The 12683-nt window shown below is 66.5% G+C and carries 12 protein-coding genes and 1 tRNA gene; 9 read left to right on the forward strand and 4 right to left on the reverse strand.

What is annotated here, in order from left to right; translation table 11 throughout:
• Positions 1-7: 7 nt before the first annotated feature.
• Complete coding sequence (gene ypfJ / locus BLT73_RS13360; protein WP_090524612.1) at positions 8-850, reverse strand: KPN_02809 family neutral zinc metallopeptidase; 843 nt, start codon at positions 848-850, stop codon at positions 8-10.
• A 131-nt stretch (positions 851-981) separates the two neighbouring features.
• Here ypfJ and BLT73_RS13365 point away from each other — a divergent pair, with 131 nt between their 5' ends.
• From BLT73_RS13365 to BLT73_RS13380, 4 genes are all read left to right on the forward strand, one after another.
• On the forward strand, positions 982-1578 hold the full coding sequence (locus tag BLT73_RS13365; RefSeq protein ID WP_090524614.1) for a DedA family protein: 597 nt from the start codon (positions 982-984) through the stop codon (positions 1576-1578).
• A gap of 69 nt (positions 1579-1647) precedes the next feature.
• Positions 1648-2130, forward strand: a complete 483-nt coding sequence (locus BLT73_RS13370) for a disulfide bond formation protein B (protein WP_342705173.1) — start codon at positions 1648-1650, stop codon at positions 2128-2130.
• 133 nt (positions 2131-2263) lie between these two features.
• A complete protein-coding gene (gene gyrA / locus BLT73_RS13375) occupies positions 2264-4975 on the forward strand; it encodes a DNA gyrase subunit A (protein ID WP_176805106.1) in 2712 nt (903 codons plus the stop codon).
• Positions 4976-4986: 11 nt separating this feature from the next.
• Positions 4987-6087, forward strand: a complete 1101-nt coding sequence (locus BLT73_RS13380) for an AI-2E family transporter (protein WP_090524616.1) — start codon at positions 4987-4989, stop codon at positions 6085-6087.
• 72 nt (positions 6088-6159) lie between these two features.
• Here BLT73_RS13380 and BLT73_RS13385 read toward each other — a convergent pair whose 3' ends face one another.
• Positions 6160-6789, reverse strand: a complete 630-nt coding sequence (locus tag BLT73_RS13385; protein WP_090524618.1) for a J domain-containing protein — start codon at positions 6787-6789, stop codon at positions 6160-6162.
• A 70-nt stretch (positions 6790-6859) separates the two neighbouring features.
• On the opposite strand from BLT73_RS13385, the gene BLT73_RS13390 reads away from it, so the two are divergent.
• The gene (locus BLT73_RS13390) at positions 6860-7108 is read left to right on the forward strand and encodes a BolA family protein (protein WP_090524620.1); all 249 of its coding nucleotides are present in this window, start codon (positions 6860-6862) and stop codon (positions 7106-7108) included.
• 94 nt (positions 7109-7202) lie between these two features.
• Here the strand turns inward: BLT73_RS13390 and BLT73_RS13395 are convergent.
• Positions 7203-7277 (reverse strand) — tRNA-Gly (locus tag BLT73_RS13395).
• A 154-nt stretch (positions 7278-7431) separates the two neighbouring features.
• On the opposite strand from BLT73_RS13395, the gene BLT73_RS13400 reads away from it, so the two are divergent.
• The 4 genes from BLT73_RS13400 to BLT73_RS13415 are packed head-to-tail and all read left to right on the forward strand — an operon-like array spanning position 7432 to position 11189.
• Complete coding sequence (locus BLT73_RS13400; protein ID WP_090524623.1) at positions 7432-8049, forward strand: DUF5671 domain-containing protein; 618 nt, start codon at positions 7432-7434, stop codon at positions 8047-8049.
• On the forward strand, positions 8042-8524 hold the full coding sequence (locus tag BLT73_RS13405) for a hypothetical protein (protein WP_090524625.1): 483 nt from the start codon (positions 8042-8044) through the stop codon (positions 8522-8524). The genes BLT73_RS13400 and BLT73_RS13405 overlap by 8 nt, the downstream gene beginning before the upstream one ends.
• 41 nt (positions 8525-8565) lie before the next feature.
• Positions 8566-9714, forward strand: a complete 1149-nt coding sequence (gene ctaA, locus BLT73_RS13410) for a heme A synthase (protein ID WP_090524627.1) — start codon at positions 8566-8568, stop codon at positions 9712-9714.
• On the forward strand, positions 9711-11189 hold the full coding sequence (locus BLT73_RS13415; RefSeq protein ID WP_090524631.1) for a carboxypeptidase M32: 1479 nt from the start codon (positions 9711-9713) through the stop codon (positions 11187-11189). The genes ctaA and BLT73_RS13415 overlap by 4 nt, the downstream gene beginning before the upstream one ends.
• On the opposite strand, the gene glpK is transcribed toward BLT73_RS13415, so the two are convergent.
• Positions 11177-12673, reverse strand: a complete 1497-nt coding sequence (glpK, locus tag BLT73_RS13420; protein WP_090524633.1) for a glycerol kinase GlpK — start codon at positions 12671-12673, stop codon at positions 11177-11179. The genes BLT73_RS13415 and glpK overlap by 13 nt on opposite strands.
• Positions 12674-12683: the final 10 nt, after the last annotated feature.

Genomic DNA, 12683 nt, shown 5'->3' on the forward strand with positions numbered 1-12683 from the left:
GCCCGGATCAGAGACCGGCCTCGCGGAATGTATTGCAGCTTGCCATGTCGCCGCTGTCGAAGCCGCGCATGAACCAGTCCTGACGCTGCTCGGACGAACCATGGGTGAAGGCGTCCGGCACCACCGCGCGCCCGGCGCTTTCCATCAGCGCATCATCGCCCACCGCGGCGGCCGCATCCATCGCCTCGCCAATATCCGCGCGCGTCATCTGCAGATCCTGCGCCGAGTTTTTCGCCCACATCCCGGCAAAGCAATCAGCCTGCAACTCGGTCAGCACCGAGAGCGCGTTCGAACCCTGCTGGCTGGATTGCTGGCGCATCTGCGTGACCTTGGGCAGGATGCCGAGCTGGTTCTGCACATGGTGCCCGACCTCATGGGCGATGACGTAAGCCGCCGCCAGATCGCCGCCCGCGCCCATGCGGCGCTCCATGACCTGAAAGAAATCCGTGTCCAGATAGACCTTCTGGTCGGCCGGGCAGTAGAACGGTCCCATCTGCGCCGAGGCCCCGCCGCAGCCCGATTGGGTGACGCCAGAATACAGCACCATCTGCGGATCGGTGTAGTTCAGCCCCGACTGATCGTCGAGCGCGGCGCCGAAGACGGTCTCGGTCTCGGCCAGGATGACCGAGACGAACTCGCCCATCTGCTGCTCTTCGGCGGTCAGTTCGCGCGGCTCGCCGCTTTGTTGCTGGGACATGCCGCCGACCAGGGGCGAGATGTCGATGCCGAAGAAATACCCCACGGCCAGCACCGCCAGCATGCCCACGACACCCATCGATCCGGCGCCGCCGACGCCCATGCCCCGCCTGTCTTCCACATTCCGGCTGCCCCGCCGCCCGCGCCACTGCATCCCTGAGATCTCCCGCAAATCATTGTTCCCGCCCGCGAAAGGCGTGTTTTCGGCAAGGGATAACCCTAAGCGGGCTTGACGGTTCCCGCAAGCCGGGCGAGACGGGGCGCGATCTTGTCAGGGGTTGGCGAATGTTTGAATGGGTCGTGTCCGTGATCGAAGGCTGGGGCTATCCCGGTGTGTTCTTGCTGATGCTGGCGGAGAACGTGTTTCCGCCGATTCCGTCCGAGGTCATCATGCCGCTGGCCGGTTACCTGGTGGGCGAGGGCGAGCTGGACCTGACGCTGACCATCATCGCCGGCACGGCGGGATCGGTTCTGGGCACCAGCCTGTGGTATCTCGTGGGCCAGGTCTTCGGCGCGCCGCGGCTCAAGCGGTGGGCGGCGCGATGGGGCCGGGTGCTGACCATGTCGCCATCCGATATAGACGGCGCGATCGGCTGGTTCGACCGGCATGGCCGCGCGGCCGTGTTCTTCGGCCGGATGCTGCCGGCGATCCGCACGCTGATCTCGGTCCCGGCCGGGATTGCGCGGATGAAGTTCTGGCGCTTCCTTTTGCTGACCATCGCCGGAAGCGCCATCTGGACGGTGCTGCTGACCGTGGCCGGGCTGATCCTTCAGGACCAGTTCGAGCGGGTGTCAGCCTTCATCGACCCGGTCTCGAAGCTGATCGTGCTGTCGGTGGTGGTGATCTATGTCTACCGCGTCATCACCTGGAAACCGCATTAGGCGCCGGCGCCCCCGCGCCTCACGACAACGCGACTTGCGGGCGGCGGCGGGCCGGACTAAGCGGCTGGCATGATGACGCTTTCCGACCGCATGCTGGCGATCCTGGCCGGCGCAGGCTCTGCGGCGCTGCTGATCGCGGCGCTCGGGTTCCAGTCCATCGGCTATGTGCCCTGCGAGCTGTGCATCCTGCAACGCTGGCCGCATCTGGCCGCGGCGGTGATCGCAGCACTGCTGCTGGCGGTGGATCCCCGGGCGCTCCGATGGCTGGGCGCGCTTGCCGCCGGTCTGGCCACCGCCTTCGCGGCCTATCATGTCGGCGTCGAGCAGGGCTGGTGGCAGGGTCCGACCGCCTGCACCGGCACCATTACCGATCTCGCCGCGATGACCACCGAGGATCTGGTGGCGCAGCTTCAATCCGCGCCGGTGGTGCGCTGCGACGAGCCGCAATGGTATTTCCTCGGCCTGACCATGGCGGGGTGGAACATGATCTGCTCGGCCGTGCTGACCGGGCTGTGGCTGCGCGCGGCCACGGGGCGCGGGATCCGCCTCTGACGTGATTGCACCCAAGCCTGCGTAGGTGCTATACCGCCCGCCAACAAGATATTGAGGCGGACACGTGGCGGACACCCCCGAAGACGACGATCTGGATCTTGCCGGCGGCAATGATGGCGGCGGCGATGACGGAATGGGGCCGGACAACCCGGTCATGCACCATGACGGGCCGCAGATCGACATCACCGAGGAAATGCGGTCGAGCTATCTCGACTATGCCATGTCGGTCATTGTCAGCCGCGCCATCCCGGATCTGCGCGACGGGCTGAAGCCGGTGCATCGCCGCATCCTTTACGCGATGCACGAGACCGGCAACACCCATGACAAGCCCTACCGCAAATCGGCACGGCCCGTGGGCGATGTGATGGGGAAATACCACCCGCATGGCGACAGCGCGATCTATGACGCGCTCGTGCGGATGGCGCAGGATTTCTCCATGTCGCTGCCGCTTCTGGACGGTCAGGGCAATTTCGGCTCGATGGATGGCGATCCGCCCGCGGCGATGCGATATACCGAAGTGCGCATGGCCAAGCCGGCCGATTACCTGCTGGCCGATATCGACAAGGACACGGTCGATTTTCAGGACAATTACGACGGCAAGGACCGTGAGCCCTCGGTGCTGCCGGCGCGGTTCCCGAACATGCTGGTCAACGGCGCGGGCGGCATCGCCGTCGGCATGGCGACCAATATCCCGCCGCATAATCTGGGCGAGGTGGTCGATGCCACGCTGGCGCTGATCGAAAACCCGGACCTGTCCACCGAGCGGCTGATGGAGATCGTGCCCGGCCCGGATTTCCCGACCGGCGGCACGATCCTCGGCCGCTCCGGCATCCGCAAGGCCTATCTGGAGGGGCGCGGCTCGGTCATCCTGCGCGCCAAGACCCGGATCGAGGAATTGCGCCGCGACCGCTATGCCATCGTGATCGACGAGATCCCCTATCAGGTCAACAAGTCCAGCATGATCGAGAAGATCGCGGAACTGGCCAAGGAAAAACGGATCGAGGGCATCGCCCATGTGCAGGACGAATCCGACCGGCACGGGGTCCGCGTGGTGGTGGAACTCAAGCGCGATGCCACGCCCGAAGTGGTGCTGAACCAGCTGTACCGGTTCACGCCGATGCAGACCTCGTTCGGGGCGAACATGCTGGCGCTGAATGGCGGCCGGCCCGAGCAACTGGCGCTGCGCGACTTTCTGACCCATTTCATCAGCTTCCGCGAGGATGTGGTCGCCCGCCGCACCGCGTATGAGCTGCGCAAGGCGCGCGAGCGCAGCCATGTGCTCTGCGGGCTTGCCGTGGCGGTGTCGAATGTCGATGAGGTGGTGGCGACGATCCGCTCCTCCGCCGATGCGGCCGAGGCGCGGCAGCGGCTGATGGAGCGTCGCTGGCCCGCCCATGACATACTGGAATATCTCAAGCTGATCGACGATCCGCGCCACCCGGTGAACGAGGACGGCACCTATAATTTGTCGGAGACCCAGGCCCGCGCTATTCTGGATCTGCGCCTGCAGCGCCTGACCCAGCTTGGCGTGCAGGAAGTCACCGACGAGCTGCAATCGCTGGCCGACGACATCCGCGACTATCTGGCGATCCTGGCCTCGCGCGAGCGGATCATGGCGATCATCTCGGACGAGCTCAAGGAGGTGCGCGAGCTGTTCGCCGTGCCGCGCCGCACCGAGATCCTCGACTGGGCCGGGGATATGGACGACGAGGATCTGATCGAGCGCGAGGATATGGTCGTCACCATCACCTCGGGCGGCTATATCAAGCGCACCGCGCTTGCCGAATTCCGCGCCCAGAAACGCGGCGGCAAGGGGCTGTCGGGGATGGCCACCAAGGAAGACGACGTGGTCACCACGCTGTTCGTCGCCAACACTCACACCGAATTGCTGTTCTTCACCACGGACGGGATGGTCTATCGCCTCAAGACCTGGCGGCTGCCGCTTGGCGGACGGACGGCGCGGGGCAAGGCCCTCGTCAATATCCTGCCCATCGACAACGGCACTTCGATCGCGGCCCTGCTGCCGATGGACGCGCCCGAGGCGGAATGGGACAATTTCAAGGTCGTCTTCGCCACCGATGCCGGCGATGTGCGCCGCAATGCGCTGTCCGATTTCACCAATATCATGCGCAACGGCAAGATCGCGATGAAACTGCCCGAAGGGGTCAGCCTGATCGGCGTGCGCATGGCCACGGATGAGGACGATGTGATGATGGTCACGGCGAAAGGCCGCGCCATCCGCTTTGCCGCCACCGATGTCCGGGTGTTCCAGAGCCGCGCCTCGACCGGGGTGCGCGGCATCAGGCTGGGGGCGGGCGATACCGTGGTCAGCATGTCGGTGATCCGCCATTTCGCCGCCGACCCCGCCGAACGCGCCGCCTATCTGAAGATGCGCCGCGCCGTGGCCGGGGCGCTCGATGACGGGGCGGAGGCCGATGAGGACGAGGATCAGGCGGCCGAGGGCAGCATCAGCCAGGAACGCTATGCCGAGATGTCGGCGGCCGAGGATCTGATCCTGACCATCACCGAGAAGGGATCGGGCAAGATCAGCTCCAGCTTCGACTATCCGCTGCGCGGGCGCGGCGGTCAGGGTGTGATGGCGATGGACAAGGCACTGCGCGGCGGCCCGCTCGTGGCCTCCTTCCCGGTCGATCCGGGCGACCAGATCATGCTGGCCACCTCGCGCGGGCAGTCGATCCGGGTGCCGGTGGACGGGATCAGCTTCCGCTCGCGTTCCGCCGGCGGGGTGCGCGTGTTCAACACCGCCAATGGCGAAACCGTCGTCTCCGTTGCGCGCATCGCCGATCAGGGCGAGGATGAGGTGGACGAGACCACCGAATCCTGACGGGGACGAGATTGGACCGACAGAACGAGATCCTGCGCGAGCGGCTGCAGACCGGGTTTCTGGGCATCATCGCCTTTGCGATCCTGCTGTTCATGCTGGTGCAGGCGCGGTTCATGCTGATCTGCCTGGCGATCGCGATCATCATCTTCTCGCTGACATCGGACGCGATCAGCGCCATTGCGCGGCGGCGCGTGCCGAACTGGCTGGCCACGACGCTGGCGCTGCTGCTGATCGGGACCGGGCTTCTCTGGGCGTCGGCCACGGTGGTCAGCCAGGTGAACGAGGTGGTCACGACCGCCGTCTCCTATGCCGAGCAGATGCAGGCCGCCCTGCCCGCCCTGCTGGAATGGCTGGGGCCGGAGGCGCAGAGCACGGTCGATACCGCGATCCGAAACGCCAATGTCACCGGCTGGATGCGCAGCGCCGCCAGCGGCGCCTCCGACCTGCTGGCGGCGGCGGTGCTGATCTTCCTGTTCGTGGGCTTCATGTTCGCGGAGCGCGTGTGGTTTCCGCTGAAGATCGAAAGCCTGCTGGACGACGATGCAGCGGCGGCCGCGAGGGTGCGCCAGATCATCGCCTCGATCATGCGGCGGGTGAACCGCTATCTCGTGGTCAAGACGCTGGTCAGCGGGGTGACGGCGGGGTTTGTCTGGGTGATCTTCACCACCGCCGGGCTGCCGCTGGCGGTGGCGATTGCGCTGCTGACCTTCGCGCTGAACTTCATCCCCTCGATCGGCTCGGTCATCGCCACGATCATCGCGGTGGTGATGGCCTATGTGCTCAGCGCCGATCTGACGACATCGGTCGCGGTGGGGGCGGCCTGCACGGCGGTGCAATTCGCCATCGGCAACGTGCTGGACCCGATGCTGCTGGGGCAAACCCTGCGCCTGTCCAGCTTCGGCATCATCCTGTCGCTGGCCTTCTGGGGCGCGATCTGGGGGCTGCCGGGCATGTTCCTGGCGGTGCCGATCATGGTCGCGGTGATGATCGTCTGCGCCCATATCCCCTGGCTGCGCCCGATCGCGATCCTGCTGTCGCGCGAAGGTCATCCCGATGATGGGCTGACCGACGAGGATGCTGCGCAGGAGCCGGAAACCGAGGCCGGCATTTGACCGGTTGGGCCCCGCCCCATCTTTCCGGCCGCGTCCGTACACACCGTGGGATCAGCCTTGCCAGACCCGCGTTCAGTCCTTGAAATTCCGGCTTTCCTTGATCTGGTCCCAGGCCCAGACCACCTCGGCCAGCCGCTCCTCGTCCGAGCGGTCGCCGCCATTCATGTCCGGGTGAAGAACCTTGACCAACGCCTTGTATTGCTTTCGTATTTCCGTTCGGCTCCAGCCATCCTTCGCCTCAAGAATATCCAGAGCCCGCCGCTCGGTCGGCGGCAGCTTGCGGCGCGGGCCGGCATTTCGCAGCGACGGATCGGTGCCGTTCGCGCCCAGAATCTCCAGCGGGTCGCTGACCCCGTGCCGCGCCCAGGCCTGCTCCTGCGCGGCCTTGCCGAAGGGCTTGGTGGGGCGTTCCCAGACCGTCGCGTTGTCCAGGAACTCCTGGAACTCCTCCTCGGACTGGCCCTGGAAATAATTCCAGTTCAGATTGTATTCGCGCACATGGTCCTTGCAGAACCAGTAATAATCATCGAGCGCGCGGGGTGATTTCGGCGCACGATACTTGCCCGGCGCCCCGCAACCCGCCTTGTCGCAGATCCGGGTCGAGGTCTCGAACGCACCCGTCATGCCGCGCCGCCCCTTGGAGCGCCGCTTCTTGTCCGACTTGGCCGAAAGATCGAATCCGAATGGGTCTTCGTTGCTCATACGCACGCCTTGTTCTTTTCGGGTGCCGCAGTCTAAGCTATTTCGGTCTGGATGAAAGGGGCTGCGGCAAATGATCGCCGATGAAATTCGCAACGCGCTTAACCGCCTCTCGCCCAGCAAGCTGGAGGTGATCGACGAATCCGAACAGCATCGCGGACATGGCGGCTGGCGCGAGGGCGGGCAGACGCATTTCCGCATCCGCATCGCCGCCCCCGCCTTTGACGGGCTGAGCCGCATCGAGCGTCACCGGCTGATCCATCACACGCTGGGAGAACTGCTCGAAGTGATCCACGCGCTCGCCATCGAGATCGAGGAGTGAGCCCGGCCGGACGCGCGATGTCGACACTCCGGCAAATCCAACCGCAGAAATGCGAAAGACCGGACGCAAGGCCCGGTCTTTTCGGTCTGGAAACTGGAGCGGGCGATGAGATTCGAACTCACGACCCTAACCTTGGCAAGGTTATGCTCTACCCCTGAGCTACGCCCGCATCCGTTTCTGGCCGGTGACCGTGGCCGCCGGTGAGGGGTCATTTAGGTCAGCATGCCGGGTCGTGCAAGCGGAAAATCCGGCAGAACCCAAAAAAGATTTTGACTTGCCCTTGCCGTCCGATTTCGGCCTGATCGCTGCCGGAGGGCCGGATCATGGCGCAGAACAGCGAACTGACCGATTTCGTCAATGCCGCACTCGGCGCGGGCCATGACCGCGACGACATCGCGCGCGCGCTTGCCGATGCCGGCTGGTCAGAGCGCGAGCGCCGCGAGGCCCTGGAGGGCTGGCAGATGGTGGCAGGGCTGCCGCCGGTGCCGCGTCCGCGTGCCTACGTCTCGGCGCGCGAGGCGGTGATCTACGGGCTGCTGTTCATCGCGCTTTGCGTGGTGGCATGGCATCTGTGTTCGCTCGGCTTTCGGGTGATTGATGCGGTACTGCCCGATCCGGCCGCGCTTTATCCGCAAGGCTCCGGCGGGATGCGGTGGTCGATGGCGGCGCTGATCGTGTTCACCCCGGTCTTTGCCCTGCTGAACCGCCATGTCGCAATCCAGGCGGCGCAGGATCCCGGCCGCCGCCGGTCGCTGGTGCGCCGCTGGTTCGCCTCGGTCACGCTGCTGATCTGCGCGCTGACCCTGCTCGGCGATCTGGTGCTCACGCTTTACAGCTTCCTGGACGGCGAATTGACGCCGCGGCTGCTGGCGAAGTCCCTGCTGCTGGCGGTGGTGGCGGGGCTGGTGCTGGCCTATTACCGGGACGAGTTGGATGGCTGACCGCAAGACCGTCGCAATGAGTGCCATCTGCGTCCTGGCCGGGCTGGCCGTGCTGGCGGGCTTCGCAACCTCCGGCGGTCCGATCCAGGCCCGCAAGGAGAATCGCGACATGACCCGGTGGGAGGATCTTCAGCAGATCTCGCTGCACATCGCCTGCCGCGCTGATGAGGCCGGCACCCTGCCCGACGCGCCGGCAGAGACGCCGGGCTGTCCCGCGCCGCCGCGAATGGCTGATCCCTATACGGACGCGCCCTATCTCTATGCGCCGACCGGCCCGCGCCACTGGCGGATCTGCGCCGGGTTCGAGCGGCCCCAGGCGTTGAAGGCGCGGCTGATGAATACGCGTTTCGACGCGGAAGCGGGCTGTCTTCTGGACAGCTTCGGCGACCCCCACCCCGACGCGGAGACCGATCCCCCACCCGCGCCCGACCCGGCCCCGGCCTCCCCGCTGGACGCCCCTGCCCGCACGCGCTAAGCCGTGGCCAGAATTCTTCGCCAGGCGAGAGGAGCCCGGACATGGCCAAACGCCCGATCTTCCAGGATGTGACCGAGGACAGCGCGCGCCCTGCCACCAGCACGGGGGGCATGATCGACGCGGCCCCCAAGGGTGCAAGGCGCGCGATCCGCGCATGGCTGGTGGTGCTGTTCGTGCTGGTCGTGGCGATGATCGCGCTTGGCGGGGCGACGCGGCTGACCGGATCGGGTCTGTCCATCACCGAATGGAAACCCGTCACCGGCGTGCTGCCGCCCATGGACGAGGCCGGCTGGCAGTCCGAGTTCGAGGCCTATCAGCAGATCCCGCAATATATCGAGGAGAACCCCGATATGGATCTGGCCGGGTTCAAGCAGATCTACTGGTGGGAATGGGCGCACCGGCTGCTCGGCCGGCTGGTCGGGCTGGTCTGGGCGGCGGGGTTCATCTGGTTCTGGGCCAGCAAGCGCATCCCGGTGGGATGGACGCCGCGGCTGCTGGGCCTCGGCGCGCTTGGCGGGCTGCAGGGCGCGATCGGGTGGTGGATGGTGTCGTCGGGAGTGGCCACGACGACGCTGACCTCGGTGGCGAGCTATCGGCTGGCGGTCCATCTGGGGCTGGCCTTCGCCATATTGGGGCTGATCGCATGGTATGCGCTGCATCTCTCGCGCCCGGAATCGGCGCTCATGCGGGCGCGGCGCGCGGGCGAGCCGAAGCTGTTCTCCATGTCCACCGGGCTGATGCATCTGGCGTTCGTCCAGATCCTGATCGGCGCGCTCGTGGCCGGGATCGACGCGGGGCGGCAATATACCGGCTGGCCGACCATGGGCGGCGAATGGATCCCCGCCGCGATCTGGCTGCCCGAGCTGGGCTGGCGCAACCTGTTTGAAAACCCCGCGCTCGTGCAGTTCGTCCATCGCATGACCGGCTATCTGCTGGCGGTCTTCGCGGTGGTGGTCTGGCTCCGCGCAAGACGCTCGCCCCATCCGGTCACGCGTGGCGCCTTCACGGTGATGATCATGGCCGTGGCGGTCCAGATCCTGCTGGGGATCATGAATGTGATCCACGCCTCGCCGCTGATGCTGGCGCTGATCCATCAGCTTGGCGCGGTGGCGCTGTTCGTGCTGATCCTGCGCGCCCGCCACCATGCCCGCTACCCCCATGAAACCTCGCTACGCGGAGCCGGAAAATGAGCGATTTCGATGCGCTGATGGAATTCCAGCGCAGCACCGAGGCACTGTCCTCGGTCGCTGAACGCCTGGGCTGGGACCAGGAAACGGTGATGCCGCGCGGCGCGGTCGAGCAGCGGGCCGAGGAGATGGCGGCGATGGAATCGGTGCTGCATGAGCGCCGCACCGATCCGCGCATCGGCGAATGGCTGGACAATGCGGCGGGCGAGGCCGAGGACGCCGAAGATGCGCGGATGCTGGAGCTGATCGCGCGGGATTACGACCGCCAGACCCGGATCCCGGCGCGGCTGGCGACGGAATTGGCGCGGACCACATCGCTCGCGCAGGGGATCTGGGCCGAGGCGCGGGCCGCGGATGATCTGGCGGCCTTCCTGCCGACCCTGTCCGAGATCCTGATGCTCAAGCGCGAGGAGGCCGCGGCGCTTGCCGATGGCGGTGACGCTTATGACGCGCTTCTGGATGACTACGAACCCGGCGCGACCGCCGCCGGCATCTCGCGGATCTTCGCGGAGTTGCGGCCCCGCCTGGTGCAGCTTCGCGACGATCTTCTGGGCGCGGATCACCCGCCGCCGAAGCTGGACGGTCAGTTCCCGGCCGAGACCCAGCTTCGCCTCGCGCGGCAATGCGCCACCGCCTTCGGCTATGACTGGACGCGCGGTCGCCTTGATCTGGCGGTGCATCCGTTCAGCTCGGGCCGGTGGCAGGACAGCCGCATCACCACCCGCGTCGTGACGGATGACCCCTTCAACTGCCTCTATTCCACCATCCACGAGGTCGGCCATTCCAATTACGAGCTGGGCATCGACAGCGATTACGCCTTCACCCCGCTGGGGCGCGGTGTCTCGCTGGGTGTGCATGAATCGCAGTCCCGCATCGCGGAAAACCAGCTAGGCCGGTCTCGGGCCTTCACCGGCTGGCTGTTCGGCCGCATGTCCGAGGCGTTTGACGGGCTGAGCATCACCGACACGGAGGCGTTCTATGCCAGCGTCAACCGCGTCACGCCCGGCCATATCCGCACCGAATCGGACGAGGTGCAGTACAACCTGCACATCATGCTGCGCTTCGATCTGGAGCGTGACCTGATTGCCGGCCGGCTGGATGTCGCGGATCTGGAGGAGGCGTGGAATGCGCGCTTCCTGAAGGATTTCGGCGTCGCCGTGGACCGGCCCTCCAACGGCGTGTTGCAGGATGTGCATTGGGCGGTGGGGCTGTTCGGCTATTTCCCGACCTACGCGCTCGGCAATGTCTATGCGGGCTGTCTGAACCGCGCCATGACCGAGGCGCTGCCCGATCTGGATGCTTCGCTGGCCGAAGGCGATGCGACGCCTGCGGTCGAATGGCTGCGCGAGAATGTGCACCGCCACGGCAGCCTGATCCCGCCGGTCGAACTGATCGAGCGGGCCAGCGGGGATGCCGTCACCGCAGCACCGCTGCTGGACTATCTGGAGACGAAATTCAGCGCGATCTACGGGCTCTGATCGTCGCCGGTCATCGCGATCACCGCCTCCACCGCGCGGGTCCAGCCGGTGATGTGGCGGTGCCGCGCCGCCTCGTCCATCTGCGGCTCGAAGCGGCGGTCGAGCCGCCAGGCGCGGGCATATTCCTCCGGCCCCGGACAGATCCCGGCCTTGTAGCCGGCCAGCCAGGCAGCACCCTGCGCGGTCGTCTCGGTGTTCTCGGGCCGGTCCACCGGCGCGCCGAGGATATCGGCCAGGAACTGCATCGCGGGCTCGCTTGCCGTCATGCCGCCATCGACGCGCAGCACCGCATCGCCCGCATCCGGCCAGTCGGCGCGCATCGCCTGCAACAGGTCGCGGGTCTGGAACCCGACCGAGCGCAGCGCGGCGCGGGCGAATTCCGCCGGGCCGGTGTTGCGGGTCAGGCCAAACACCCCGCCGCGGGCCTCGGGCCGCCAATAGGGCGCGCCGAGCCCGGTGAAGGCGGGGACCATCACGATCTCCTGCCCGTCATCTGCGTTCCTCGATAATTCAGCAGTTTCAGAGGCTTCGCGGATGATCTTCAACCCGTCGCGCAGCCATTGCACCACGGCGCCGGCGATGAAGATCGAGCCTTCGAGCGCGTAGCTGGGCTTGCCGTCCAACTGATACGCAATGGTGGTCAGCAGCCGGTGTTCGGAGCGCACCGCATCCGCACCGGTATTCAGCAGGGCGAAACAGCCCGTGCCATAGGTGGATTTCATCATGCCCGGCGCGAAACAGGCCTGCCCGACCGTTGCCGCCTGCTGATCACCCGCCACGCCCAGGATCGGCACCTCGCGGCCGAACAGATCGGCGCGGGTCACGCCGAACTCCGCCGCCGAATCGCGCACCTCCGGCAGAAGCGCCATCGGCACGCCGAACATCCGGCACATCTCCTCGGACCATTCCCCCTTGCGGATGTCATACAGCATGGTGCGCGCGGCGTTGGTGGCGTCGGTGACATGGCTGCGCCCGCCGGTCAGCCGCCAGATCAGGTAGCTGTCCACCGTGCCGAAGGCCAGCTTGCCCGCCTCGGCCTTCTCGCGCGCGCCCTCGACCTGATCGAGGATCCAGCCGATCTTGGTGGCGCTGAAATACGGGTCCAGCAGCAGCCCGGTGACATCGGTGACCTGCGCCTCCTGCCCGTCGGCCTTCATCCGGGCGCAGGCCTCGGCGGTGCGGCGATCCTGCCAGACGATGGCATTGTGGATCGGCCGGCCGTTGTCGCGGTCCCAGATCAGCGTGGTCTCGCGCTGATTGGTAATGCCGATCGCATCGATGCGGGGCGCACCCGCCTGCTCGATCGCTCCCCGCGCGGTGGCGGCGGTGGTGGTCCAGATGTCCTTCGGATCATGCTCGACCCAGCCCGATTGCGGGAAATGCTGCTCGAATTCCTGCTGCGCGCTGCCCTGAACCTCAAGATCGTCGGAAAACACGATGCCGCGGGACGAGGTGGTCCCCTGGTCGATGGCGAGAATGGTCATGGCGTCTCCC

The sequence above is a fragment of the Paracoccus isoporae genome (genome assembly GCF_900101865.1).
Classification (GTDB): domain Bacteria; phylum Pseudomonadota; class Alphaproteobacteria; order Rhodobacterales; family Rhodobacteraceae; genus Paracoccus; species Paracoccus isoporae.

Excerpts from the sequence above, each read along its gene's own strand:
- BLT73_RS13365 (WP_090524614.1), top strand. The coding sequence starts at position 982 with ATGTTTGAATGGGTCGTGTCCGTGATCGAAGGCTGGGGCTATCCCGGT.
- BLT73_RS13400 (WP_090524623.1), top strand. The coding sequence starts at position 7,432 with ATGGCGCAGAACAGCGAACTGACCGATTTCGTCAATGCCGCACTCGGC.
- gyrA (WP_176805106.1), top strand. The coding sequence starts at position 2,264 with ATGGGGCCGGACAACCCGGTCATGCACCATGACGGGCCGCAGATCGAC.
- ctaA (WP_090524627.1), top strand. The coding sequence starts at position 8,566 with ATGGCCAAACGCCCGATCTTCCAGGATGTGACCGAGGACAGCGCGCGC.
- glpK (WP_090524633.1), bottom strand. The coding sequence starts at position 12,673 with ATGACCATTCTCGCCATCGACCAGGGGACCACCTCGTCCCGCGGCATC.
- BLT73_RS13415 (WP_090524631.1), top strand. The coding sequence starts at position 9,711 with ATGAGCGATTTCGATGCGCTGATGGAATTCCAGCGCAGCACCGAGGCA.
- BLT73_RS13390 (WP_090524620.1), top strand. The coding sequence starts at position 6,860 with ATGATCGCCGATGAAATTCGCAACGCGCTTAACCGCCTCTCGCCCAGC.
- ypfJ (WP_090524612.1), bottom strand. The coding sequence starts at position 850 with ATGCAGTGGCGCGGGCGGCGGGGCAGCCGGAATGTGGAAGACAGGCGG.
- BLT73_RS13370 (WP_342705173.1), top strand. The coding sequence starts at position 1,648 with ATGATGACGCTTTCCGACCGCATGCTGGCGATCCTGGCCGGCGCAGGC.
- BLT73_RS13385 (WP_090524618.1), bottom strand. The coding sequence starts at position 6,789 with ATGAGCAACGAAGACCCATTCGGATTCGATCTTTCGGCCAAGTCGGAC.
- BLT73_RS13405 (WP_090524625.1), top strand. The coding sequence starts at position 8,042 with ATGGCTGACCGCAAGACCGTCGCAATGAGTGCCATCTGCGTCCTGGCC.